Origin of the sequence: Micromonospora sp. BL1 (genome assembly GCF_003667485.1) — a bacterium.
GTDB lineage: Bacteria > Actinomycetota > Actinomycetes > Mycobacteriales > Micromonosporaceae > Micromonospora > Micromonospora tulbaghiae.
The window spans coordinates 1-23,711 of the sequence record NZ_RCVK01000309.1 but is presented as its reverse complement, the minus strand read 5'-3'; the positions used below and the strand labels follow the sequence as shown (position 1 = coordinate 23,711).

28 protein-coding genes are annotated in these 23,711 nt (G+C 72.6%); 16 read left to right on the top strand and 12 right to left on the bottom strand.

Annotation, left to right across the window (positions count from 1 at the left end; translation table 11 throughout):
• On the top strand, nt 1–193 hold a 193-nt coding region (locus EAD96_RS31640; RefSeq protein ID WP_233586136.1), incomplete at its 5' end, for a hypothetical protein.
• Here the strand turns inward: EAD96_RS31640 and EAD96_RS23400 are convergent.
• From EAD96_RS23400 to EAD96_RS23390, 3 genes are all read right to left on the bottom strand, one after another.
• On the bottom strand, nt 174–1,322 hold the full coding sequence (locus EAD96_RS23400; RefSeq protein ID WP_091415052.1) for an Mrp/NBP35 family ATP-binding protein: 1,149 nt from the start codon (nt 1,320–1,322) through the stop codon (nt 174–176). The two genes, EAD96_RS31640 and EAD96_RS23400, sit on opposite strands and share 20 nt — an antisense overlap.
• A gap of 72 nt (nt 1,323–1,394) precedes the next feature.
• A complete protein-coding gene (locus EAD96_RS23395) occupies nt 1,395–2,003 on the bottom strand; it encodes a DUF1003 domain-containing protein (protein WP_120571780.1) in 609 nt (202 codons plus the stop codon).
• The gene (locus tag EAD96_RS23390) at nt 1,996–3,282 is read right to left on the bottom strand and encodes a CBS domain-containing protein (protein WP_120573991.1); all 1,287 of its coding nucleotides are present in this window, start codon (nt 3,280–3,282) and stop codon (nt 1,996–1,998) included. The genes EAD96_RS23395 and EAD96_RS23390 overlap by 8 nt, the downstream gene beginning before the upstream one ends.
• A 33-nt stretch (nt 3,283–3,315) precedes the next feature.
• Here EAD96_RS23390 and EAD96_RS23385 point away from each other — a divergent pair, with 33 nt between their 5' ends.
• Both EAD96_RS23385 and EAD96_RS23380 read left to right on the top strand, forming a co-directional pair.
• The gene (locus EAD96_RS23385) at nt 3,316–4,185 is read left to right on the top strand and encodes a PhzF family phenazine biosynthesis protein (protein ID WP_120571779.1); all 870 of its coding nucleotides are present in this window, start codon (nt 3,316–3,318) and stop codon (nt 4,183–4,185) included.
• A 17-nt stretch (nt 4,186–4,202) separates the two neighbouring features.
• Nucleotides 4,203–4,733: a hypothetical protein gene (locus EAD96_RS23380; protein WP_199733278.1), complete on the top strand. Its 531-nt coding sequence runs from the start codon at nt 4,203–4,205 to the stop codon at nt 4,731–4,733.
• Nucleotides 4,734–4,833: 100 nt separating this feature from the next.
• Here EAD96_RS23380 and EAD96_RS23375 read toward each other — a convergent pair whose 3' ends face one another.
• Complete coding sequence (locus EAD96_RS23375; RefSeq protein WP_120571777.1) at nt 4,834–5,529, bottom strand: HAD family hydrolase; 696 nt, start codon at nt 5,527–5,529, stop codon at nt 4,834–4,836.
• Between the two features lie 108 nt (nt 5,530–5,637).
• Between EAD96_RS23375 and EAD96_RS23370 the strand changes: the two genes are divergently transcribed.
• Nucleotides 5,638–6,594, top strand: a complete 957-nt coding sequence (locus tag EAD96_RS23370) for a DMT family transporter (RefSeq protein WP_121685783.1) — start codon at nt 5,638–5,640, stop codon at nt 6,592–6,594.
• A gap of 119 nt (nt 6,595–6,713) precedes the next feature.
• On the top strand, nt 6,714–8,849 hold the full coding sequence (locus tag EAD96_RS23365) for an APC family permease (RefSeq protein WP_233586135.1): 2,136 nt from the start codon (nt 6,714–6,716) through the stop codon (nt 8,847–8,849).
• 3 nt (nt 8,850–8,852) lie between these two features.
• Here the strand turns inward: EAD96_RS23365 and EAD96_RS23360 are convergent, their stop codons facing one another.
• Together EAD96_RS23360 and EAD96_RS23355 are read right to left on the bottom strand one after the other, a co-directional pair.
• A complete protein-coding gene (locus EAD96_RS23360; protein WP_121685781.1) occupies nt 8,853–9,140 on the bottom strand; it encodes a hypothetical protein in 288 nt (95 codons plus the stop codon).
• Nucleotides 9,141–9,157: 17 nt separating this feature from the next.
• Nucleotides 9,158–9,982, bottom strand: coding sequence for an SDR family NAD(P)-dependent oxidoreductase (locus EAD96_RS23355; protein ID WP_199733277.1), 825 nt, complete (start codon nt 9,980–9,982; stop codon nt 9,158–9,160).
• Between the two features lie 124 nt (nt 9,983–10,106).
• On the opposite strand from EAD96_RS23355, the gene EAD96_RS23350 reads away from it, so the two are divergent.
• Nucleotides 10,107–11,063 (top strand): CoA ester lyase, encoded by a 957-nt coding sequence (locus EAD96_RS23350; protein WP_121685779.1) that lies wholly within the window; start codon nt 10,107–10,109, stop codon nt 11,061–11,063.
• Nucleotides 11,064–11,106: 43 nt separating this feature from the next.
• Here the strand turns inward: EAD96_RS23350 and EAD96_RS23345 are convergent, their stop codons facing one another.
• Complete coding sequence (locus tag EAD96_RS23345; protein ID WP_121685778.1) at nt 11,107–11,643, bottom strand: DUF4190 domain-containing protein; 537 nt, start codon at nt 11,641–11,643, stop codon at nt 11,107–11,109.
• A gap of 155 nt (nt 11,644–11,798) precedes the next feature.
• On the opposite strand from EAD96_RS23345, the gene EAD96_RS23340 reads away from it, so the two are divergent.
• The gene (locus EAD96_RS23340; RefSeq protein WP_030273642.1) at nt 11,799–12,650 is read left to right on the top strand and encodes an SDR family NAD(P)-dependent oxidoreductase; all 852 of its coding nucleotides are present in this window, start codon (nt 11,799–11,801) and stop codon (nt 12,648–12,650) included.
• 3 nt (nt 12,651–12,653) lie between these two features.
• Here EAD96_RS23340 and EAD96_RS23335 read toward each other — a convergent pair whose 3' ends face one another.
• Complete coding sequence (locus tag EAD96_RS23335; RefSeq protein WP_120571769.1) at nt 12,654–13,055, bottom strand: DUF4190 domain-containing protein; 402 nt, start codon at nt 13,053–13,055, stop codon at nt 12,654–12,656.
• A gap of 172 nt (nt 13,056–13,227) precedes the next feature.
• On the opposite strand from EAD96_RS23335, the gene EAD96_RS23330 reads away from it, so the two are divergent.
• The gene (locus EAD96_RS23330) at nt 13,228–14,424 is read left to right on the top strand and encodes an acyl-CoA dehydrogenase family protein (RefSeq protein ID WP_120571768.1); all 1,197 of its coding nucleotides are present in this window, start codon (nt 13,228–13,230) and stop codon (nt 14,422–14,424) included.
• A gap of 9 nt (nt 14,425–14,433) precedes the next feature.
• Here EAD96_RS23330 and EAD96_RS23325 read toward each other — a convergent pair whose 3' ends face one another.
• Entirely contained in the window at nt 14,434–15,087 is a 654-nt protein-coding gene (locus EAD96_RS23325; RefSeq protein WP_121685777.1) for a hypothetical protein, read from the bottom strand.
• Nucleotides 15,088–15,176: 89 nt separating this feature from the next.
• On the opposite strand from EAD96_RS23325, the gene EAD96_RS23320 reads away from it, so the two are divergent.
• Complete coding sequence (locus EAD96_RS23320; protein WP_121685776.1) at nt 15,177–15,833, top strand: TetR/AcrR family transcriptional regulator; 657 nt, start codon at nt 15,177–15,179, stop codon at nt 15,831–15,833.
• On the opposite strand, the gene EAD96_RS23315 is transcribed toward EAD96_RS23320, so the two are convergent.
• The 3 genes from EAD96_RS23315 to trxA all read right to left on the bottom strand — a co-directional run bounded on the left by EAD96_RS23315 (nt 15,790) and on the right by trxA (nt 18,750).
• Nucleotides 15,790–16,197 (bottom strand): CoA-binding protein, encoded by a 408-nt coding sequence (locus EAD96_RS23315; protein WP_091415115.1) that lies wholly within the window; start codon nt 16,195–16,197, stop codon nt 15,790–15,792. The two genes, EAD96_RS23320 and EAD96_RS23315, sit on opposite strands and share 44 nt — an antisense overlap.
• Nucleotides 16,198–16,236: 39 nt before the next feature.
• A complete protein-coding gene (locus tag EAD96_RS23310; protein WP_121685785.1) occupies nt 16,237–18,282 on the bottom strand; it encodes an intein-containing Rv2578c family radical SAM protein in 2,046 nt (681 codons plus the stop codon).
• Between the two features lie 105 nt (nt 18,283–18,387).
• Complete coding sequence (trxA, locus tag EAD96_RS23305; protein ID WP_013283893.1) at nt 18,388–18,750, bottom strand: thioredoxin; 363 nt, start codon at nt 18,748–18,750, stop codon at nt 18,388–18,390.
• 547 nt (nt 18,751–19,297) lie between these two features.
• On the opposite strand from trxA, the gene EAD96_RS23300 reads away from it, so the two are divergent.
• The 7 genes from EAD96_RS23300 to EAD96_RS23275 all read left to right on the top strand — a co-directional run.
• A complete protein-coding gene (locus EAD96_RS23300) occupies nt 19,298–19,813 on the top strand; it encodes a MaoC family dehydratase (RefSeq protein WP_120571765.1) in 516 nt (171 codons plus the stop codon).
• Between the two features lie 94 nt (nt 19,814–19,907).
• The gene (locus EAD96_RS23295; RefSeq protein WP_120573989.1) at nt 19,908–20,399 is read left to right on the top strand and encodes a hypothetical protein; all 492 of its coding nucleotides are present in this window, start codon (nt 19,908–19,910) and stop codon (nt 20,397–20,399) included.
• Nucleotides 20,400–20,434: 35 nt separating this feature from the next.
• The gene (locus tag EAD96_RS23290; protein ID WP_121685775.1) at nt 20,435–21,058 is read left to right on the top strand and encodes an RNA methyltransferase; all 624 of its coding nucleotides are present in this window, start codon (nt 20,435–20,437) and stop codon (nt 21,056–21,058) included.
• A gap of 89 nt (nt 21,059–21,147) precedes the next feature.
• The gene (locus EAD96_RS23285; protein WP_338044166.1) at nt 21,148–21,846 is read left to right on the top strand and encodes a DUF6758 family protein; all 699 of its coding nucleotides are present in this window, start codon (nt 21,148–21,150) and stop codon (nt 21,844–21,846) included.
• A 118-nt stretch (nt 21,847–21,964) separates the two neighbouring features.
• Nucleotides 21,965–22,123 (top strand): hypothetical protein, encoded by a 159-nt coding sequence (locus EAD96_RS31635; RefSeq protein ID WP_013283898.1) that lies wholly within the window; start codon nt 21,965–21,967, stop codon nt 22,121–22,123.
• A gap of 6 nt (nt 22,124–22,129) precedes the next feature.
• Nucleotides 22,130–22,981, top strand: coding sequence for a PH domain-containing protein (locus tag EAD96_RS23280; protein ID WP_120571763.1), 852 nt, complete (start codon nt 22,130–22,132; stop codon nt 22,979–22,981).
• A 93-nt stretch (nt 22,982–23,074) separates the two neighbouring features.
• A partial coding sequence (locus EAD96_RS23275; RefSeq protein ID WP_233586134.1) for a SigE family RNA polymerase sigma factor occupies nt 23,075–23,711 on the top strand: 637 nt, incomplete at its 3' end.

Genomic DNA, 23,711 nt, shown 5'->3' with positions numbered 1-23,711 from the left:
CCCCCCGCCCGTCCTACGACGACGCCACCTGACGCCCTCTCTTTCGCCGTCGATCATGAAGTTGACGGCGCGACACGCCGGTCCGGCGACCGTCAACCTCATGATCGACGCCTGGAACGGGACCGCCCCCTCCCGCGTGCGGCGGGAAGGGGCGGTGGGGAGTGCGGGTGAGGTCAGCGGCCTGCTGGCTTGAGGCCCAGGGGCTTGCCGAGGAGGGACTCGCGGCGGACGGCGAGGCGGTCGGCGACCTGGAACAGGGCCTTCGCGGCCGGCGCGTCCGGCTGCGCCAGCACGATCGGCTGACCGGCGTCGCCGCCCTCGCGTACCCGGGTGTCCAGCGGGATCTGTCCCAGCACCGGCACCTGCGCGCCGATGGTCCGGGTCAGCGACTCGGCCACCGCCGCGCCGCCACCGGCCCCGAAGACCTCCATCCGGGAGCCGTCCGGCATCTCCAGCCAGGACATGTTCTCGATGACGCCGACCACCCGCTGGTGGGTCTGCAACGAGATCGCACCGGCCCGCTCGGCCACCTCGGCGGCGGCCGCTTGCGGCGTGGTGACGACCAGGATCTCCGCGTTCGGCAGCAACTGGGCCACCGAGATCGCGATGTCGCCGGTGCCCGGCGGCAGGTCGAGCAGGAGGACGTCCAGGTCACCCCAGTAGACGTCGGCGAGGAACTGCTGGAGCGCCCGGTGCAGCATCGGCCCGCGCCAGACCACGGCGGCGTTGCCGGGGGTGAACATGCCGATCGAGATGACCTTCACGCCGTGCGACTGCGGCGGCATGATCATGTCCTCGACGCGGGTCGGCGCGCCGTCCGCGCCGAGCATCCGGGGCACCGAGTGGCCGTAGATGTCCGCGTCCACCACACCCACCGACAGGCCACGGGACGCGAGTGCGGCGGCCAGGTTGACGGTGACGCTGGACTTGCCGACACCGCCCTTGCCGCTGGCGACCGCGTAGACCCGGGTCCGCGAGCCCGGCTGGGCGAACGGGATCACCGGCTCGGCGGTGGCACCGCCACCGCGCAGCTTCGACTGGAGCTCCTGGCGCTGCTCCGGGCTCATCACCCCGAAGATGATCTCCACACCGCTCACGCCGGGTACCGCGCCCACGGCGGCGGTGATGTCACTGCGCAGCTTGTCCTTCAGCGGGCAGCCGGCCACGGTGAGCAGCAGCTCCACCCGGACCACGCCGTCCTCGTCCCGCTCGGCGGACTGGACCATGCCGAGTTCGGTGATCGGCCGGCGGATCTCCGGGTCGTTGACGGTGGCCAGGGCGGCCTGGATCGCGTCGGAGACGGTGCTGACGGGTGCAGACATGCCCGCAATGCTACGTCGCGGGTCATCGGCCACCGCCGCTGGCGGCGGCGGTGTGAGCGATTCGATGACCGCTCAACCCTCGTAGCGGCCGCCCCGGGCGTAGTCGCCGTCCAGCTCGTCCCGGGGCTCGTCCAGCCGCTCGCCGCCGGCCGCCCGCCGGGCCCCCCGCTCCTGCTGCCGCCGTTCCAGCTTGCGCCGCCGCTCGGCCGCCTCGTCCAGCTCCTCACCGAGCCGGCTCAGCTCGGAACGGAGGAAGTCCCGGGTGGCCACCTCACCCATGGCGATCCGCAACGCGGCGATCTCCCGGGCCAGGTACTCCGTGTCGGCCTTCTGCATGGTCGCCCGCCGCCGGTCCTCCTCCATCGCGATCCGGTCCCGGTCCGCCTGCCGGTTCTGCGCGAGCAGGATCAACGGCGCCGCGTACGACGCCTGGAGCGAGAGGATCAAGGTCAGGAACGTGAAGGTGTACGGGTCGAAGCGCAGATTCGCCGGGGCCAGCGTGTTCCACAGGAACCACGCCACCAGGATCAGCGTCATGTAGACGAGGAAGTTCGCCGTACCCATGCCCCGGGCGATGCCCTCGGCCCAGCGGCCGAACGTCTCCGCGTCGACCCGGGGCAGTTGCAGGTTCCGCGGGGCGCGCGGCTGGTCCAGCCGGTCGCCTCGTCGCTGATCACTCATCGTCGCCGTCCATGGTGCCGTCGTCGGTGGCGGACGAGGGGAATGCCGCGTCCCGGTCCCGCCAGTCCCGCGGCAGGGAATGGTCCAGCACGTCGTCCACCGTCACCGCGCCGACGAGCCGGTTGTTCCGGTCCACCACCGGCATGCCGACCATGTCGTAGGTGGCCATCCGGCGGGTGATCTCGGGCAGCGGCGTCGACGCCCGCAGCGGGTCGATGTCGTTGACCACGATGCCGCCGAGCAGATCCGCCGGAGGCTCGCGGAGCAACCGCTGGAAGTGCACCATACCCAGGTAGCGGCCGGTGGGCGTGGTCAGCGGGGCACGGGCCACGAAGACCTGGGCGGCCACCGTGGGGGACAGCTGCGCCTCGCGGATCCGGGCCAGCGCCTCGGCCACCGTGGCGTCCGGCGGCAGGATCACCGGCTCCGAGGTCATCACGCTGCCGGCGGTGCCGGACGCGTAGCGCAGCAACTGGCGTACCGGGTCGGCCTCGTCCGGCTCCATCAGGTCGAGCAGCACGTCCTGTTCCGGCGGGGGCAGCTCGTTGAGCAGGTCGGCGGCGTCGTCCGGCTCCATCTCCTCCAGCACGTCGGCGGCGCGCTGACGGTCCAGCGCGGCCAGGATCTCCACCTGGTCGTGCTCGGGCAGCTCACTGAGCACGTCGGCCAGACGTTCGTCGTCGAGCGCGGCGGCCACCTCGTTGCGCCGGGCGTCGGGCAGGTCCTGGAGGGCGTTGGCGAGGTCGGCCGGGCGCAGGTCCTCCAGGACGGCGAGCAGGTTCGCCGTACCCCGGTTGTCGCCGACCGCGCCCAGGCCGTGCACCCGGTCCCACTCGACCTGGTGGAGGTGGCCGCGCCGGGTGAGCCGGCCGGTGTGCTCGCGGACGGCGACGCGGCCCAGCGTCCACTCGCCGCCGCGGCTGCACTCCATGGCCACGTCCACCACGGAACCGGCCTGCCCGCCTTCGACCTGGACCCGGCGGTCGAGCAGTTCCTGGAGCACCAGCAGCTCGTTCGGGCGCTTCTCGAAGCGGCGCAGGTTGAGAGTGCCGCTGCCGAGCACGACGCCGTCCGGATCGATGGAGGTGATCCGGTTGATGGACAGGAAGATGCGCCGCCGCATCGGCATCTCGGCGACCAGGCCGACCACCTCCGGCGGTCGCTGGGTCGCGCGCATCCGGGCCACCGCGTCGCGGACGCGGCCGACCTGGTCGCCGTTCGGGTCGAAAACGGCGACTCCGGCGAGTCGAGCGAGGTAGACCCGGTTCGGCGTGCTCACGGCCACCAGCCTAAGGGCCTAGTCTCTAACAACATGTCGACCTTGGGCTACGAGATCGTGGACGTCTTCACCGACCGCCCGTTCGCCGGCAACCCGCTGGCCGTGGTGTTCGGCGCGGAAGGGCTGGCCACCGAGCAGATGCAGGCGCTCGCGCTGGAGTTCAACCTGTCCGAGACGGTCTTCGTGCTCCCGCCGACACAGGTGGGCGCCACCTACCGGGCCCGGATCTTCACCCCGGCCGACGAGCTGCCGTTCGCCGGGCACCCGAGCGTCGGCGCCGCCGTTACCGCGAGCCGCCGCGGCGTCTTCGGCGCGGGCCGGGTCACCCAGGAGTGCGGCGCCGGCGTCCTGCCGATCGAGGTGACCGCCACCGGCGCGACGCTCACCGGCGGCACGCCCACGCTCGGCCCGGAACTCGACCCGGAGCCGCTGCTGGAGATGGTCGGCCTCACCGGCCCCGACCACGTCGGCCCGCCACCGCGGGTCGCCGGGTGCGGCCTCGAATTCCCTTATCTTCCGGTACGCCCGGACGCGGTGGCCCGGGCACGGTTGAACACGACGGCGGCGCAGCGGTACGGAGTGGAGCACGTCAGCCTCTTCTCCTGGGAGCCCGGTTCGCAAACCGCGCACGCCCGGGTCTTCGTGCCGGGACTCGGTGTACCGGAGGACCCGGCGACCGGCTCCGCCGCCCTGGGACTGGGCGTGTGGCTGGTCGCCAGCGGCCTGCTCCCCGGCGAGGGGCGCTCCACGTACACGGTCCGGCAGGGCATCGAGATCAACCGCCCGTCGACGCTCGACTGCACGGTGACCGCGTCCGGCGGCCTGGCGATGGGCGCGACAGTGTCCGGCCAGGTCATGCCGGTGGCCCGGGGCGAGATCACCGTTCCCCCGTTCATCGGCTGACCGCGGCCCGGGGCGGGATGGGGGAGGATGGCGGGGTGAGCGACGAGGTGGACGAGCGGGTGACGCCGCCCCTGGTGGACGAGGCGGTGAAGAAGGCCGCCGTGTGCTGGGTGAGCACCGGCGGCCCGGCGTACGCGCTGTGGTGCCTGCCGCTGGAGGGCACCCTGCTCGTGGTCACCGGTCCCGGCGAGCAGACCGCACCCGGGCTGGCCGACAGCGACACGGCCGACGTGACGCTGCGCGGCGACCACGGCGGGCGGATCGTCACCTGGCCGGCGCGGGTGACCCGGCTGCGACCGGGCACCGAGGAGTGGGACACCGTCGCGCCGCTGGTCGCGGCGAAGCGGCTCAACGCCTCCGGCTCCGCCGCCGAGCTGGTGCAGCGGTGGGCGGCGCAGGGGTGCGCGCTCAACCGGCTCACGCCCGCCGGCACCGCCGTGAGCGGCGCCGACCTGCCGGACGGCTCGCTGAGCGAGCAGCCCCGCCCGACCCCCGTGGTACGGGCCGTCCGCAAGCCGTTCCGCCTGCACCGCGTCCGCCGCCGCTGACCGCGAACCCGTCGGCGCCAGGCGGTCGACGCCATGCGGATCGGTCGCCGTCGGCGGAGTCGGTCCAGCCCGACGGGCCGGCCGCGTTCGACGAGCCGGGTCAGGCCACCGGGACCGGGTCGAGCAGGTCGAGCACCTCTGTCAGCGAGGTGAGCGACGGCCCGTCGAACCCGTGGTCGGCGTTGAGGACCACGTGGTCGGCGAGATCCGGCGCGGCCAGCCGGACCGCGCTCAGCCCCGCCCGCTCCGCGCCGGTGAGTTCCTGGCTGTCGCCGTCGCCGACGTAGAGGCAGTCGGCCGGGGCCTGGCCGAGCCGGTAACACGCGGCCAGGTAGAGCGCCGGGTCCGGCTTGCAGCGTCCGAGGCGTACCGAGAAGACATGGGCGTCCAGCAGCGGCGCGACGGCGAGCTGCGGCAGGAACGCCGGTAGTTCGTGCGTGCAGTCGCTGACCAGCCCGGTGCGTACGCCCCGGTGGCGCAACGCGGCCAGCACCGGCACCGCCTCGGCACGCAGCCGGGTGTCGGCGCGTACCGCCCGGTGCCGGGTGGCGACGGCGGCGCGTACCGCCGCGTCGGACGGGTGGACGCCGAGCCGGGCGCACACCCAGCGCATCGTCGACTCGGCGTTCCCGAAGGATCCGCTCGCCCGTTCGTAGAAGCTGCCGTTCAACACCTCCACCAGCGCCTCGGCGGAGCAGCCGAGCAGGTCGGCGGTGGCGTGGTGGGCGGCTCCGCGCCGTACGCCGTGGGTGAGGGTGCCGAAGAAGTCGAACAGCACCGCCTGGAACCTGGGCATGAGGGAACGCCTCCGGACGTCGAGGGGGAGGATCGCCGGGACGCGCATGATCGTAACGGAGTGCTGACGTTCCGTGTCTGTCGGGTGCCCGTGTGAGGATTACCGTTCGTGCCGACCGTTCCGCACCGCCCGCCGCTCGACGCGTTGACGGTGGGCGCGCTCGTCCTGGCCGTCGCCTCGGTCTCGTCCTCGGCGCCGCTCGTGGCGTTCGCCGCCGCGTCGGCGCTGGCGGTGGCGTTCTGGCGTACCGCGTTGTCGGTGGCCGTCCTCGGGCCGGTCGCGTTGACCAGGCGGCGCGCCGAACTCCGCGCGCTGACCGTCGGGCCGGGCCGGCGCGAAGGGCTCTACTGCGTACTCTCCGGGGTCGCCCTGGCCGCCCACTTCGCCACCTGGATGCCGAGCGCGCAGCTCACCTCGGTGGCGGCCGCGACCGCGCTCGGCGCGACGCAGCCGGTGTGGCAGGGGCTGATCGCCCGCGGGCAGGGACGGCGGCTGCCGACGGCGGTGTGGGCCGGCATCGCGGTGGCGGTGCTCGGCGCGGTGCTCGCCACCGGCGCCGACTTCGGCGTCTCCGGCCGGGCGTTCGCCGGTGACCTGCTCGCGGTCGTCGGCGGCCTGTTCGCGGCCGTCTACACCGCGTTCGGCGAGCGGGCCCGGGCCAGCATCAGCACCACCACCTACACCACCGTCTGCTACGGCGTCTGCGCGGCGATCCTGCTCGTGGTGTGCCTGGTCGGCGGGGTACGCCTGCACGGCTTCGACGGCGCGACCTGGCTGGCGATCCTCGGCCTGGTGGCGGGCGCCCAGCTGCTCGGCCACTCGATGTTCAACTACGCGCTGCACCGGGTCTCCGCGACCACCGTCAGCGTGCTGATCCTGCTGGAGGCGCCGGGCGCGGCGCTGATCGGCTGGGTGTGGCTGGGGCAGTTGCCCCGGCCGCTGGCGCTGCCGGGCCTGGCGCTGCTGCTGGCCGGCGTGGCGGTGGTGGTGCTCGGCGGCGCGCGGGCCGGCCGCCGCGCCGCGCCGGTCGCGGCACCGGCCGACCCGACGCCGCTCGGCGACTGAACGGCGCGGCCCTCGCGCGTGAGCGCGGCCGTCGAGCATCAGCGGGCCGCCGCGCCGGTCGGGGCGAAGTCGCGCCGTTCCGGCCACCGGGCCGTCCGGTTTGCACGAAAGTGCTCAGGGTGGGGTCGGACCGGGACGACGCGGCGGAGGCGGGCACCGTCGTCACGCCCTCGGCCGAGTTCCCGCCGCTCGGCGACGAGGAACGGGCCGCGCTCGGCCGGATCGGTGAGCGCTGGCGCGGCCCGCGCCGCGCCGACGACCTGCCGGTCGACCCGGCGCTCGGGCGGCACGACCACCACCCGGCGCCCACCCGGTTCGGCCGGCTCGCGCCGATCGACATGTTCACCGTGGCGCAGCCGGACGAGCTGGTCGCCACCGGCGCCGCCGACCTGCCCGCCGACCGGGCCGGCCGGGCCGCCACCCGGCTGCGCCGGGCTCTGATCGGGCCGCCGCTGTCCAGCGCGTCGGTGCTCTACGAGCGGATGCGCAAGCTGGTCGCGCTGCCGGTGCTCTCCTCGGACCTGCTCAGTTCCGTGGCGTACGGGCCGGAGGCGATGCTCGTGGTGCTGGTGCTGGCCGGGAGCGCCGCGCTCGGGCTGGCCCTGCCGCTGGCCGCCGTGCTGGTGGTGCTGATGGTCGCCGTCGGCCTCTCCTACCGGCAGACCATCCCGGCCTACCCGCACGGCGCGGGCTCCTACATCGTCGCGGGCGACAACCTCGGGCGTACGCCGGGACTCGCCGCCGCGGCCGGGCTGATGCTCGACTACGTGCTGACCGTGTCCGTGTCGGTGGCGGCCGGGGTGCACGCGGTCACCTCGGCGCTACCCGGGCTCAGCCCGTGGGCGGTGCCGCTCGGGGTGCTGGTGATCGTCGTGCTGCTCGCCGGCAACCTGCGCGGCGTACGCACCGCCGGGAACATCTTCGTGCTGCCCACGTACGCCTTCGTGGTGGTGCTGGTCGCGGTGCTGGCGGTCGGGTACGCGAAGGCCGCGGCGCGGGGTTTCGCGCCGGTGCCGCCGCCTTCGGTGCCCGCCGCCGAGGGCCTGGGCCTGCTGCTGGTGCTGCGGGCGTTCTCCTCCGGTGCGGTGTCGATGACCGGCATCGAGGCGGTCTCCAACGCGGTGCCCGCGTTCCGTCCGACCGAGTGGCGCAACGCCCGCACCACGCTCGGCTGGATGGTCGCCATGCTGGTCACGCTGTTCGCCGGCCTGGTCGGGCTGATCCACCTCGACGGCCTGGTGCCCCGGGCGGACGAGACGCTGCTGTCCCAGCTCGGCCGGGTGACGTTCCCGACCGGGCCCTGGTACGCGATCCTCCAGGCCACCACCGCGTTGATCCTGCTGCTGGCCGCGAACACGGCGTTCAACGACTTCCCCCGGCTGCTGTTCTTCATGGCCCGGGACGGGTACGCGCCGCGCCGGTTCCTGCACATGGGCGACCGGCTGGCGTTCAGCAACGGGCTGGTGGCGCTGGCGCTGACCGCCGCGGTGGTGTTCGTGGCGTTCGGCGGGCACACCGAGCGGCTGATCCCGCTCTACGCGGTGGGCGTGTTCCTCGCCTTCACGCTGTCCCAGACCGGGATGGTGGTGCACTGGCGGCGCCGCCGGGGACCGGGATGGCGCCGCCGGCTCGCGGTCAACGCGGTCGGCGCGGCGCTGTCCGGGCTGGTGCTGCTGACCGCGGCGGTCGCCAAGTTCACCGAGGGCGCCTGGGTGGTGGTGCTCGCCGTGCCGCTGCTGGTGCTGCTGTTCCGCCGGATCCACGGGCACTACGCCCGGCTGCACCACGCGCTGGCGCTGCATCCGCCGCCACCCGCGCCGCCCGCCGAGGGCGACGAGCTGCCCCAGCAGGTACGCCACCTGGTGGTCGTGCCGGTGGCCCGGCTGAACCGGGCGTCGCTGCGCGCGCTGGCGTACGCGACGTCACTCGGGCGGCCGACGCTCGCCGTGCACCTCGCGCCGGAGGAGGCCGAGGCGGACCGGTTCCGCGAGCAGTGGCGGGCCTGGGGCGACCACCTGCGGCTGGAGACGATCGTGTCGCCGTACCGGTCGGTGATCGGGCCGCTGGCGCACTACCTGGAGGCGCTGCACGCCGCGAGCCCGGACCTGACGCTCACCGTGATCGTGCCGGAGGTGGTGCTGCGCCGGCGGCGGTACCGGCTGCTGCACAGCCGCGCCGAGCAGCGGCTGCGGGCCGCGTTGCGCGCGCTGCCGGGTGTGGTGGTCACGAGCGTCCCGGTGCACGTGTCGCGGTGACGCTCAGACGTCGCGTACCTCAAGCACCCGGGTGACGGGCGCGGCGTCGCCCAGCTCGGCGCGCAGCGCGACGCGGTCCGGGTCGACCAGGAACGCGTCGAGCCCGGCGCGGGCGGCGAACCGGATCACGTGCACCTCGGTCTCCCCGTCCCCGGTGCGCAGACGGCGTTCCAGCCGGCCGCCGTGCCGGCCGAGCAGCGCCAGCACGGCGTCCTCGTAGCGCCGCCCGGCGTCCACGTCGGCGCTCAGGTCGACGAGCGCGACCAGCAGGACTTCTCGCTCCGCGGTCATGTGTCCCCCCGGTGTCGTCAGGCGTCGACGCCGACCGCTTTCGCGCTGGCCGTCCAGAGCCGGGCGGCCAGCGCCGGGTCGGCCGCCTTGGGCCGGGGCCGGTGCGGCTTGCGGTCGGCGTAGTAGCCGCCGTCGGTCAGCCGGGACGGGTCCTGGCAGGCGAGCCAGACCAGCGTCTGCGCACCCTTCTCCGGGCTGCGGAACGGCAGCAGCCGCATGCCGAGCGCCACAATCCGGCTCTCGTTGCCGAAGCGGGTACGCACCACGCCGGGGTGGAACACGTGCGCCGGCACGTCCGGCCAGCGCCGGGCCGCCTCGGCGGTGAACAGGATGTTCGCCTGCTTGCTGGTGCCGTACGCGCGGAACGGCCGGTACGAGCGCAGCGCGGCGTTGAGGTCGTCCGGGTCGAGCACGCCGCTGCGGTGCGCGTCCGAGCCGGTCACCACCATCCGCCGGATCCGGTCTCGCAGCAGGTTGCTGAGCAGGAACGGGGCGAGGTGGTTGGCCTGCATGCTCAGTTCGAAACCGTCGACCGTGGTGATCGGTTCCAGCACGATCGCGCCCGCGTTGTTGGCGAGCACGTCGATCCGGTCGTACCGCTCGCGCAGCCGTTCGGCGAGCCCGCGTACGTCGTCGAGCACCGCGAAGTCGGCGCGGAACAGCTCCGGCTGCTCGCCGCAGCACTCGCGGACCCGCTCGCCCGCGGCGCGCAGCCGGGCCGGGTCGCGGCCCACCAGCACCACCTGGTCACCGCGGCGCGCCAGCTCCTCCGCGGCGGCCAGGCCGATGCCGGAGCTCGCCCCGGTCAGCACCACGATCCGACGCTCAGTGAGATCTTCCACAGGTCCATTCACCCCGGTCACGGCACGAGGTTACCGTGGCGTCACCACGCCCTTTGGGATCGTTAAGTTCTCGAAATCCACCGCTGCGCCGGCACCCGCGCCGGACGCTGGAAGGAGCGCACCCATGACCGCTGTCGGTCGTCCCCGCCGATCCTGCCTGGCGGTGCCCGGCTCCAGCGTCAAGATGCTCGGCAAGGCCCAGGGCCTCCCCGCCGACCAGGTCTTCCTGGACCTGGAGGACGCGGTCGCGCCGCTGGCCAAGCCGGACGCGCGCAAGAACATCGTGGCGACGCTGAACGAGGGCGACTGGGCCGGCAAGACCCGGGTGGTCCGGGTGAACGACCTGACCACGCCGTGGACCTACCGGGACGTCATCGAGGTGGTCGAGGGCGCCGGGGCGAACCTGGACTGCATCATGCTGCCGAAGGTGCAGAACGCCGAGCAGGTGCACTGGCTGGACCTGCTGCTCACCCAGATCGAGAAGACGCTCGGCCTGGAGGTGGGCCGGATCGGCATCGAGGCGCAGATCGAGAACGCGGCCGGGCTGGTGAACGTGGACGCCATCGCCGGCGCCTCGCCCCGGATCGAGACGATCATCTTCGGCCCGGCCGACTTCATGGCCTCGATCAACATGAAGTCGCTGGTGGTAGGTGCGCTGATCCCGGACTACCCGGGCGACCCGTACCACTACATCCTCATGCGCATCCTGATGGCCGCGCGGATGCACGACAAGCAGGCCATCGACGGCCCGTTCCTGCAGATCCGGGACGTGGACGCGTTCCGCGAGGTGGCGAAGCGCTCGGCGGCGCTGGGCTTCGACGGCAAGTGGGTGCTGCACCCCGGCCAGATCGACGCCGCGAACGAGGTCTACTCCCCGGCGCAGGCCGACTACGACCACGCCGAGCTGATCCTCGACGCGTACGACTACTACACGTCGGAGGCGGGCGGGAAGCTCGGCGCGGTGATGCTCGGCGACGAGATGATCGACGAGGCGTCCCGCAAGATGGCGCTGGTGATCGCCGCGAAGGGCCGGGCCGCCGGCATGTCCCGTACCTCCACGTTCACGCCGCCCGCGTCCTGACCGCGCGCCGGGCCGCCTCCCTGCCGGGGGCGGCCCGATCGCGTCAGTAGCCGCTGGTGCTGCTGGTGCTGCTGGCGCCGACCGCGATCACGATCATCACGATGTAGAAGGTGATCACGGCGAGCATCAGTGCGGTCATGATCCAGCCCACGATGATGCCCGCCAGGGCCATGCCGTCGCCCTCTTCACCGGTCTCCCGGATCTGCTTGCGGGCGACATGGCCCATGATCGCGCCGATCGGCGCGGTGATGCCGCACGAGGCGAAGCCGACCAGCGACAGCACCAGCGCCACGATGGCGAGCGTGTTCGTGCGGGACGCTGGCATGGCGTAGCCGGGATAGGCGCCGGGCGGGGGATAGGCACCCGGATAGCCGGGCATCGGCGCCGCGTACTGCTCGCCGCCGGGCGGGGGATAGGGCGACTTCGCTCCCGCGTACGGGTCGGCGCCCGGTGCGTACGGGTCCGCGACCGGCGCGTACGGGTCGGCCGGACCCGGCTGACCCGGCACGGCCGGCGGGCTCGACTGCGGTCCGGCAGCCAACGGATCCTGCCAGCCACCGGACGGTGGGGGATAGGTCATCTGATCATCTCCAGGTACGTGGTCGCGCTCAGGGTAGCCATCCGGTGCGCGACACGGACGTCCCCTTTCCGGCCACCGCGTTGCCCGTGAGGTCGGCACCGGGCAGGATCCTCGGCATGGCACTTGACGCGCGTGGGGGTCGGTCGCGACGGGACATGAGCCGGCCGGGGTCGGTGCGGCGCCCGCGTGGCGGCGAGCCGGTCGGCGCCGCCGACTCCGAACGGCCGGCGCCGCTGCCGGAACCGGCCACCATGCGGCTGGACGGCCGGGTCGCGCTGGTGACCGGCGCGGGCAGCCCGGACGGCATCGGGTACGCGACCGCGCGCCGCCTGTCCGACCTGGGCGCCCGGGTCGCGATCGTGTCCACCACGAGGCGCATCCACGAACGCGCGGGCGAGCTGGGCGTCACCGGTTTCGTCGCCGACCTCACCGACGAGTCGGAGGTGGGCGCGCTGGCCGACGCGGTGGCCGAGCAGCTCGGCGACGTCGAGGTGCTGGTGAACAACGCGGGTCTGGCCAGCCGGGCCAGCCCGGAGGTGCTGCGGCCGGTGGCGCAGCTGACGTACGACGAGTGGCGCGGCGAGATCGACCGCAACCTGACCACCGCGTTCCTGTGCAGCCGCGCGTTCATCGGCGGCATGGCCGAGCGGGGCTGGGGCCGGATCGTCAACCTGGCCGCCACCGCCGGGCCGGTCAACGCGCTGCCCACCGAGGCGGCCTACGCGGCGGCCAAGGCCGGTGTGGTCGGGCTGACCCGGGCGCTGGCGATGGAGATGATCGCCGACGGGGTGACCGTGAACGCGGTGGCGCCGGGCATCATCCACACCGCGGCGTCCACCATGGCCGAGATCAAGCAGGGGCTCGGTACGCCGGTCGGGCGCCCCGGCACGCCGGACGAGGTGGCGGCGGCGATCGCGTTCCTCTGCTCGCCCGCCGCGTCGTACATCACCGGGCAGATGCTCGTGGTCGACGGCGGTAACAGCGTCCGGGAGGCGCAGTTCCGCTGACCGTCAGTAGCCGCTGGTGTCGGAGTTGGCCCAGAACGCCAGCCCGATCCAGCCGCAGCAGACCAGGATGCCGATCACGGTGAAGATGTAGCTGAGGATCAGACCCCAGTTGGCGAGCTGGTCGCCGTCCTCGCCGGTCTGCCGGATCTGCCGCTTGGCCAGGTGGCCGCAGACGATGCCGGCGGGTGCGAAGACGAACGCGAAGACGAGCGACAGGATGGCGAGCACGTTCGTGCCACGGGGTCCCGGCCCCTGGCCGGGTGGCCCGTACTGGCCGTAGGGCGGCTGCGGGGCGTACGGGGGTTGCTGGCCCCACTGCGGGTGCTGCTGGCCGTACTGCGGTTGCCCGTAGGGCTGACCGTGCGGCGGCGGCTCGTACGGCGACGGTGGCTGCTCGTCACTCACGGGCGCCCCTTCCCCCAGGTCAACGGCCCTCTCTCTTGCGGACGCTACCCGCAGCGGTGAACCTTTTCACAGCGGTTGTGTGGACTGGTCACCTTGGCGCGGCCGGTCCCGGGACCGATACTGACCGAGCGTTCAGTTACCCATGAGTAAGGCGCCGACCCCGGAGGCTGAGATGGCCCGACTCGCCCAGACACCCGGACTGACCGACGTGCAGCGGTCGATCCTGGAAACCGTCCGGGAGTTCGCCGACAAGGAGATCATCCCGCACGCCCAGCGGCTGGAGCACGCCGACGAGTACCCGAGCGACATCCTCGACGGCATGCGCGAGATGGGGCTGTTCGGCCTCACCATCGACGAGGAGTACGGCGGCCTGGGCGAGTCCCTGCTGACCTACGCGCTCGTGGTCGAGGAGCTGTCCCGGGGCTGGATGTCGATCTCCGGCATCGTCAACACCCACTTCATCGTGGCGTACCTGATCTCGCAGCACGGCTCGGCCGACCAGAAGGCCCGGCTGCTGCCCCGGATGGCCACCGGCGAGGTGCGCGGCGCGTTCTCGATGTCGGAGCCGGAGTGCGGCTCGGACGTCTCGGCGATCAAGTCGAAGGCCGTCCGCGACGGCGACAACTACGTCCTCAACGGCCAGAAGATGTGGCTGACCAACGGGGCGTACTCCTCGGTGGTGGCCACCCTGGTCAAGACCGACACCGGGGCCGACTCGGTCTACGGCAACATGAGCACCTTCCTGCTGGAGAAGGAGCCGGGCTTCGGCGAGACCGCGCCCGGCCTCACCATCCCCGGCAAGATCGACAAGATGGGCTACAAGGGCGTCGAGACCACCGAGATGGTGCTCGACGGCGTCACGGTGCCCGGCTCCGCCGTGCTCGGCGGCGAGGAGAAGGTCGGCCGCGGCTTCTACCAGATGATGGACGGCATCGAGGTCGGCCGCGTCAACGTCGCGGCCCGCGCCTGCGGCATCTCGATCCGGGCGTTCGAGCTGGCGGTCGCGTACGCCCAGCAGCGCCACACCTTCGGCCAGCCGCTCGCCAAGCACCAGGCCGTCGCGTTCAAGCTCGCCGAGATGGGTACGAAGATCGAGGCCGCGCACGCGCTCATGGTCAACGCGGCCCGGCTCAAGGACGCCGGCCAGCGCAACGACGTCGAGGCGGGCATGGCGAAGCTGCTCGCGTCCGAGTACTGCGCCGAGGTGGTCCAGGAGGCGTTCCGGATCCACGGCGGCTACGGCTACTCCAAGGAGTACGAGATCGAGCGCCTGATGCGCGAGGCGCCGTTCCTGCTGATCGGCGAGGGCACCTCGGAGATCCAGAAGACGATCATCTCGCGCGGCCTGCTCAAGCAGTACAAGCAGTAAGGGCCCGGCTCACCGCTCGGGCCGGCGCGCGGCCTGCTCGGCGGCGGGCAGGTGTCGCCGCGCGTGCTCGACCAGCGCCGTCGGGTCGTCGGCGTACAGCCGGATCTCCCGCACCGGCTCGCTCGGCCCCTTCGGCAGCCGCACCGACAGCGGCTCGCGCAGCACCACGTCGACCGCCGTCTGGCTGCCGACGCCGAGGTTGAGCACCGCCGGGTCGTCCGCGTCGTACTGGACGGCCCGGCTGGACGGCAGCGACCGGCGGCGGAGCGCCACCCGGGCGACCGCGTGCCACGGGATCGTGACGTCGACCGAGACGCCGTTGCGCACCCGCAGGCCGGCCACGTCGACGACGTGCGGATGGATCCGGAGGCTGGCCAGCAGCCCGATCATCCACAGCACACCCCAGAGGCCGAGTGCGATCGCCGCGTGCCGCACGGTCGGCTGGTCGACCGTGTGCCGCAGGATCACGTCGAGGATCGGGATCTCGATCGTGGACAGGGCGATGAAGGCCAGCAGGATCGGCTGCACGCCGCCGACGTAGGCGTACGTCTGCGCGCCCGGCGCGACCGGATACGGGCGGCGCAGGATCCACCGGGTGAGGCTGCGCCACATGCCCCACTCGTACGCCACCGCACGCCGCGCCAGCCGGATGGCCCGTCCCATCACCGCACCCCCTCTTTTTCAATACAACTGCAATGTAAAACGCGTGTCGGCGACATGTCAATGCAGTCGTATTGTGAAACCATGGGGGTATGCCGAAGCGGGTCGACCACCGGGAGCGTCGCGCGCTGATCGCCGACGCGCTGATGCGGGTCGCGGCCGAGCAGGGGCTGGAGGCGGTCAGCCTGCGCCACGTGGCCGCGGCGGCCGAGGTCAGCCCCGGGATGGTGCAGCACTACTTCCGTACCCGGGACGAGATGATGGTCTTCGCGCTCGCCGTGGTGCGCGAGCGCAACGAGGCCCGGGTCCGGAGGGCGGTCGAGGCGCTCGGCGCGACGCCGGCACCCCGGGCGCTGCTGCGGGCCATGCTGGCCGAGCTGCTGCCGCTGGACGAGGACCGGCGGGCGGACGGGCGGGTGGCTCTGGCCTTCCTCGCCTACACCGCCGTCCGGCCGGCCGTGGCCGCCGCGCTGCACGACGAGACGGCCGCGCTGCTGGCCTTCGTGGCCGGGCAGATCACCGCCGGCTCACCGCTCGTGGCGGACGGCCGGGTGGACCCGGAGCGGGCCGCGGTCGGGCTGCTCGCCGTGATGGAAGGCCTCGGCATCTACGTGCTCGGCGGTCACTATCCGCCGGAGACCGCGTTGGCCGCGCTCGACGCCCACCTCGACCTGATCTTCGGGCCCGAACCGCCGCCCGGCGAAGTCAGCCGCGACGGGTCAGGCCGGCGGCGGCCCGCTCGACGATGAGGCACCGGTCCTCGACGTAGTCGAGGCCGCCCTCCTCGGCGATCCGGCGCGCCTCGTCCGAGAAGATCCCGAGCTGCAACCACACCGCCGGGGCGCCGATCGCCACCGCCTGCCGGACCACGTCGACCGCGTCGCGGGCCGGGCGGAACACGTCGACCAGGTCGACCGGGTGCGGGATGTCGGCGAGCGTCGGGTACGCCTTCTCGCCGAACAACTCGTCCACCGTCGGGTTGACCGGGATGATCCGCCAGCCGTGCCGCTGCATCTCCAGCGGTACGCGGTGCGCGGCCTTGCCCGGGTCACGGGAGGCGCCCACGACGGCGATCACGGCGGAGTCGGCGAGGATCTGCTGAGCGGAACGCATCCCCCGAGACTAGCCCCGCCGGCGGGGTTCCCCCGGTCGCTAGAGCAGGGAGAGCTGTTCGGCGGCCGGGGCGGGCGGCGGGGTCTCCGGCAGCCGCCTGTTGTCGCCGGTCTCGCCGCGGTGCAGCCCGTGCCGGCGTGCCGCCATCCGCACCCGCGCGGTCACCTCCCGCTGGTACGCCTGCGGCGCGTACGAGCCGGCCTGGTAGAGCTGCCGGTAGCGGGGCACCAGATGGGGGAACTCGCGGGCCAGCCAGCGGGCGTACCACTCCCGCGCGCCGGGCCGCAGGTGCAGCGGCAGCGGCGTCACGCTCGCCGCGCCGGAGGCGGCGACGGCCGCGACCGTGGCGTCGATCGACTCCTCGTCGTCGCTGAGGCCGGGCAGGATCGGTGCCATCAGCACGCCGACGGAGAAACCGGCGTCGGTGAGGCGACGGACCGCGTCCAGCCGGCGGCGCGGGCTCGGCGTGCCGGGCTCGGCCGCCCGCCAGAGCACCTCGTCGACGAACCCCACCGAGTACGAGAGCCCGACCCGGGTCACCTCGGCGGCCTGGCGCAACAGGGGCAGGTCGCGCAGCAGCAGCGTGCCCTTGGTCAGGATGGAGAACGGGTTCGCGAAGTCCCTCAGCGCCTCGATGATCGGCGGCATCAGGCGGTAGCGGCCCTCGGCCCGCTGGTAACAGTCCACGTTGGTGCCCATGGCGACGTGCGCGCCGCGCCAGCGCGGGGCGGCCAGCTCGCGCCGGACCAGCTCGCCCGCGTTGACCTTGACGATCACCTTGCGGTCGAAGTCGGCGCCCGCGTCCAGGTCGAGGTAGGTGTGGGTGTTGCGGGCGAAGCAGTTGTGGCTGACCACGCCGTTGGCGATGAAGTCGCCGGTGCCGGTGGTGATGTCCCACAGCGGAAGCTCCAGGCCGAGATCCTCGACGGCTGTCACCTGGAGTCGCGCCGCGCACTTGAGCGCCATGCCCTCGATCGAGCGTCGGGCGGTGACGGCCGGGTCGGTCAGGTGGAAGAAGCGCAGCCGTTCCGGCAGCCCGCCGGTCAGCCGGAGCTGACTCGCCGCACCCGGGGCGCCCGGCACGTCGAGCGCCCACCGGAAGCCGAACCGCTCCAGCGCGCCGGCCGCGCGGGCACGGCTCTCGTCGTCGGCGACGCTGATCCGGAACACGCCCCGGTGGCAGGTGCCGACGGCGTCGAACATGCCGGCCAGGTAGCCCAGCGCCCAGTCGTCGGTCGTCTCGGCGGGTGGCTCGAACAGCCCGGTGACGGCCTCGGCCGGGCCGGCTGTGCGTACCACTGTGGTCGTCGCCCGGCGGCCGACCCGGGCGACGGTGGCCCGCTCGACGGTGACGCCCGTGTCGGTCAGGTAGCGCTCGGCCCGGTCCAGCGCCTCGGACTCGGCGGTGGCCAGCCGGAACCGGGTGTCTCGTCGGTCGCCGGAGGGGCCGTCGTCGCGGACCAGGGCGTGCAGGTAGCCCCGGCGGTAGTCGGCCGAGCGCTTCGGCGCGACCGCGAACCGGCCGGTGCCCAGCAGGCGGTTGCGGGTGGTCAGGTGGGGACGGCGCCCGCCGCCGCGCATCGTTCCGGTGACGTGCTTCCAGCCGCGTTCGGTCAGGAACCGGTGGTCGCCGCTGGCGACGAGCGTGGTGCCGTCGGCCAGCGTGACCCGGTAGGCCCGCTTCACAGTGGACCACTTGTCGAGCACGGTGGTGACGACGTAGTGGCGGTAGGCGCCGCGCCGCCGGGTGCCGTAGATCCGGTCGCCGGGCTCCAGCTCGCTGATCGCCTTGGTGCGGCCGTCGGCCATCAGGATCGGTGTGTCGCCGCCCAGGCAGTAGACGCAGGCGTGCGAGCAGCCCCGGTAGGGGTTGATCGTCCACTCGAACGGCACGCGCGACTGGCCGGGCACCCGGTTGATGATCGACTTGGCCTGGACCTCGTAGAAGGTCATGCCGGCGAAGTCCGGGGTGTCGAACGTGCGGGTGACGGCGCCGGGCAGCGCCAGCGGCAGGGGTGGAGCCGCCGGCGCCGCCCGATCGGGAGTCCCCTCGTCCGGGGGAGCGGAGAGGTTGTCCCAGCGCATGGCGTTCATTCGAACACGTGTACGAACTAAGCGCAAGCGGGCCGGCACGAGAAACGCCGCCGGCCGGTGCCCGAAGCGGGGCACCGGCCGGCGGCGTGTGGAACGTCAGTGGTTGTGCTCGGCCAGCTTCTTGCGCACGTCGTCCATGTCCAGCGCCTGGACCTGCTCGATGAGGTTCTCCAGCGCGGACTCCGGCAGCGCGCCCGGCTGGGCGAAGACGATCACGCCGTCACGGATCGCCATGATCGTCGGGATGGAGCTGATGTTGAACTTCGCCGCCAGCTCCTGCTGCGCCTCGGTGTCGACCTTGCCGAAGGCGATGTCCGGGTGCTTCTCCGAGGAGCGCTCGTAGACCGGGGCGAAGCGCTTGCACGGGCCGCACCAGTCCGCCCAGAAGTCGAGCAGGACGATCCCGTCGCGCCCGGTCACCTCGTCAAAGTTGGCCGTGGTCAGCTCAACCGTTGCCATTTGCTCTCTCCGATCACCGCGGATTGTCGTACGTCCGGTGGAACCAGGGTCAGTCCGTCCGAATTCCCGTCGCGGGGGTGACGAAACGCTGAGCGCCCGGACGGTGACCCTGGGCACATCGAACACCATCTGTTCGGCCCGGTCGTGCGGAACGCAAATGCACGCCGCACTTGCGTGACGGCACGTGATGGGAGCGTTTCCAAGGAGATCACGCTCAGTTGTGGCTACGTATCGGTAACTTTGGGCTTGACGAGCATCTATCCGGCCTGCAGAGATCGCTTACCGACCGCTTGTCGATTACTTTGAGTAGTGTTACGAAAAGATAAATGTGACCTCCGTCTCTGTCGGTGCCGGGTGTTCGTACGGCAGAATTCTTCGCATCAGAGCGTGGGCGGCGGGTGCCGGGGAGGGCCCCGCCGCTCATTGCGTCCAGACCTCGGTGACCCCCGGTGTGACATTTCCGCCGGGCGAGCGCCCCGCCCCTCGCCTTAACAAGCGATAAGGCATGCTGTGCCGAACTCCATCGCCGCCCGTGAAGGGGACAAGGATGCAGTTCGGCCGCTACTACGAGGAGTTCGAGGTCGGCGCGGTCTACCGGCACTGGCCGGGCAAGACGGTCACCGAGTACGACGACCACCTCTTCTGCCTGCTCACCATGAACCACCACCCGCTGCACATGGACGCGCACTACGCCGAGTCCGCCTCGCAGTTCAAGCGCAACGTGGTGGTCGGCAACTACATCTACTCGCTGCTGCTGGGCATGTCCGTACCGGACGTCAGCGGCAAGGCGATCGCCAACCTGGAGATCGAGTCGCTGCGGCACGTCGCGCCGACGTTCCACGGCGACACCATCTACGGCGAGACGACGGTGCTGGACAAGCGGGAGTCGGCCTCGAAGCCCGACCGCGGCGTGGTCGCGGTCGAGACCCGCGGCTACAACCAGGACGGCACGCTCGTCTGCGTGTTCCGCCGCAAGGTCATGGTCCCCAAGCAGGAGTACGCGGCCGCCGCCGTCCCGGACGGCGTCGACCCGGAGCGCCCCAGCTTCCCCGAGCCGCGCTGACCTGAACATCTCCGGCCACCGGGCCTCGTTCTCCGTTCGGCGGGGACGGGGCCCGGACCTCGTCCGGGGGCATATGCTCGGGCTGGAGGTGCCCATGAGCCACTCCGTAGCCGGAGAGCCGCCTTCCGCCGGTCGCCGCGCCGCACCGCTCACCACCGCCGCCTACTCGGCGGCGGAGTGGGACCTGCTGACCGACCTGCCGGGCCGCGTCCTCGTCGCCGCCGCCTCACCCGGGCCCGGGCGCCCGCCGCGCGGCGTCGCCGCCGGTCTGGCCGGCCTGGACGCGGTGGCCGCCGGCCGGGCCTTCGACAGCGATCTCGTCCGCGCCGTGGTGGCCGCGATCTACGCCCGCCACGACGGGGCCACCGAGCGGGACGAGCGCCTGACCGACCTGGTCGACCTGCTGGCCGCCGCCCGGGCCGCGGTACGGGTGCTGCACCGCCGGGCCGACCCGGCCGACTCGGCGGCGTACCGGCAGTGGGTGGAGTCGGTCGCCGCCCGGGTGTGCCGGGCCGGGCAGACCACGCCGAGCCCCGCCGACACGCGTTTCCTCGACCGGCTGGGCGGCGCGCTCGACCTGCGCTGACCGGGGACGCCGCCGGGCCGTACCCTCTGCAGACCGTGACCGACGACCAGCTCGACGTGGGTGTGGGGCCCTGGCCCGGTGACCCGCCGGACGACCCGCGCTACGACCCGGAGCTGCTCGCGGCCGGGGACCGGCGCAACGTGGTGGACCGCTACCGCTACTGGCGGCGCGAGGCCGTGGTGGCCGACCTGGACCGGCGCCGGCACGACTTCCACGTGGCGATCGAGAACTGGCAGCACGACTTCAACATCGGCACCGTGGTCCGCAACGCCAACGCCTTCCTCGCCGCCGAGGTGCACATCGTCGGACGGCGGCGGTGGAACCGGCGGGGCGCCATGGTGACCGACCGCTACCAGCACGTCCGGCACCACCCGACGATCGAGGATTTCGTCGCGTGGGCGCGTGACGAACAGCTGCCGGTGGTCGGGATCGACAACCTGCCCGGCTCCCGGCCGATGGAGACGGCGGTGCTGCCGCGCCGCTGCGTGCTCCTGTTCGGCCAGGAGGGGCCGGGGCTGTCGGCGGTGGCCCGGTCGGCCTGCGACGCGCTGTTCTCCATCGCCCAGTACGGCTCGACCCGGTCCATCAACGCGGGTGTGGCCAGCGGCATCGCCATGCACGCCTGGATCCGGTCGTACGCCGGGCCGCCGCCGGACTGAACCCGCGTGGGTCCACCACCGGACGGAAATCCCACGCTCGTCCGCCCGCCCCGCTTGACGCCTCGCCGGTCCGGGGCGACGGTGAGAGTGTGACTGTCGCGGTGAGTTGTCCGAGATGTGCGGGCCCGGTGCGCGAGCCGGACCTGATGCATGCCGAGCACCGGTGCGTACGTTGCGGCCCGGTCGCGCCGCTGCACGTGCCGGAGCGCATCAGCGCCGAGATCATGGCCAGTGTGGTGGACCGGATGGCCGCGGACCCCGACCCGGCCGGCCGGCTCCGGATGCCGCTGTGGTGTCCGTGGCCGCTCCCGCCGGGCTGGACGCTCACCGGCGTGGCGTGGGCGGGTGACGACCGCGCTGGCGTACGGGCGACGCTGGTCGCCTGCGCCGGACCGGCCCCCCTGGACGGTGGGCCGGCCGACCTGATCTTCGTCGCCGAGGAACCCGGTGTGGGCCTCGGATCCCGCTTCGCGGGACTGCCCGGACCCGACCCCGGCCCACAGGTGGAGGAGGCGCTCACCGATCCCGGCCCTGGTCATCCCGAGCGGCTGCCGCACGCGAAGATCCGGGTGGGCGGCCATCCGACTCCACTGTGGCTCGTCCGCTCCGAAACGGATCGAAGCGCGTACGCCGGCGAGGCTCGGGGAATGTGGCTCCATGCGATAGCCTGGCCGGCGAGTGCGGGTCACCTCCTCGCGGAAGAAGTCGTGCTGCACGACCTCACCGAGTGGACACCGCCCGAACTCGTGTACGGCGCACCATCTCCGTACCTGCACGGGCGGGCCTGACCGGCTCGCCACGGCGAGTCGGGGAGCGGACGCAGATATTCACGGTAAGACACCATGCTGATACTCTGGGTGCCGCTGCGGTAAACGGACCCGGCGCCGCGCGAGAGGATGGCCCGCTATGGTCAAGAAGGTCCTCACCTGGGCCGGCATCGCATTCTTGATCTTCTTTGTTGCGTACCGGCCCAACTCCGCCGCCGACGTCTTCAAGTCTCTCGGCGGCGGCATCATGGACATCGCGCAGGGCTTCGGCGACTTCTTCACCAACCTCGTCGCCTAGCCGCCCATGGGAAGCCCCTCCGGTCCACCCTTCGACCCGGACGACCCCGACCGGGCACGCCGGGAGCGCGACACCGAGCCGATCCCCCGGATCGACCCGGACGACCCGGCCGGTTACGGCCCCGGCCCGTACGCCGACGCGGACGACGCCGGCTACGGCAGCGCGTACGCCGGTGAGGGGCGGTCCAGCCGGGCCTGGGCACGTGACCCGGACGGCTTCCCGGACCAGCCGATCTCCGAGGACGAACTGGCCGGGCTGCGGTCCGACGCCACCGGCATGGCACCCCGCCGGGTGCTGCCGCTGGAGGACGAGCCCAGCTCGCTCGTAGCTCGTTACCTCTTCCCCACCGAGCGCTACCGGGGCGAGTGGAAGCGGCACTGGATCCACCTCACCACCCCGATCATCGTCGGCGTGGCGGCCACGTTCGTGCTCGGCTACCTCTCCGGCTTCCTCGCCGGGCGGGACGTCGGCGCGTTGACCACAGTCGCCGTGCTGCTCTGGTTCGCCGTGATGGGCTGGGTCGCGTGGAAGGTCGCCGACTGGTGGTACGACCGGTTCATCCTGACCAACAAGCGGGTGATGGTGGTCAACGGGATCATCACCCGGCAGGTCGCGATGATGCCGCTCACCCGGGTCACCGACATGAAGTACGAGCAGAGCCCGACCGGCCGCGCCCTCAACTACGGCACGTTCGTGCTGGAGTCCGCCGGCCAGGAACAGGCACTCCGGGTGATCAAGAACCTGCCCAACCCGAACGAGCTCTACCTGCGTGTGGTCGAGGAGATGTACGAGCCGCAGGCGGTCGAGGCGCGGCTGGGCAAGGAGGCCGACGAGGCCAAGGCCGACGACGGAGCCTGAAACTTTTCGTCCGAACATCGGATGAACTGCACACCTTCCGCCATCGACCCGACCGGCCCGGCCGTGGCATTCTGCCAGGCAGGACGGGGGGAGATGAGCGTGGCGAGCAGAGATCCGCTGGAGGAGGAGTTCCGCGAATTCGTCGCGGCCCGGTCCGGCGCGCTGCTGCGTACCGCGTACCTGCTCGCCGGTGACTGGGCCACCGCCGAGGACCTGCTCCAGACCGCGCTGACCAAGACCTACCTCGCCTGGAAGCGGCTCGGCGGGATCGACGCCATCGAGCCGTACGCCCGCCGCGTCATGGTCAACACGTCCACCAGCTGGTGGCGGCGCCGCTGGCACGGCGAGCGCCCCACCGAGGTGCTGCCGGAGCGCGCCGGTGTCGACGAGATCGAGCAGCAACTCGACCGGGACGCGCTCTGGCGGCACCTCCAGGCGCTGCCGGCCCGGCAGCGGGCGGTGCTGGTGCTGCGCTTCTATGAGGACATGTCCGAGGCGCAGACCGCCGCGCTGCTGGAGATCTCCCCGGGCACGGTCAAGAGCCAGACCTCCCGGGCGCTGAACACGCTGCGCCGCCGGCTCGGCTCCGAGGCGGCCCTGAGCCTGCCCGCACCGGCCGACGCGCCCGCGGCGAAACCGACCGCGCCCGCCGCGGGCGGCCGGTCCGTCCCGCCGGCCCGGGGCACCGAACCGGCCCGTACCCCCGCGCGGCAGCCCGCCGCCCGGGTGC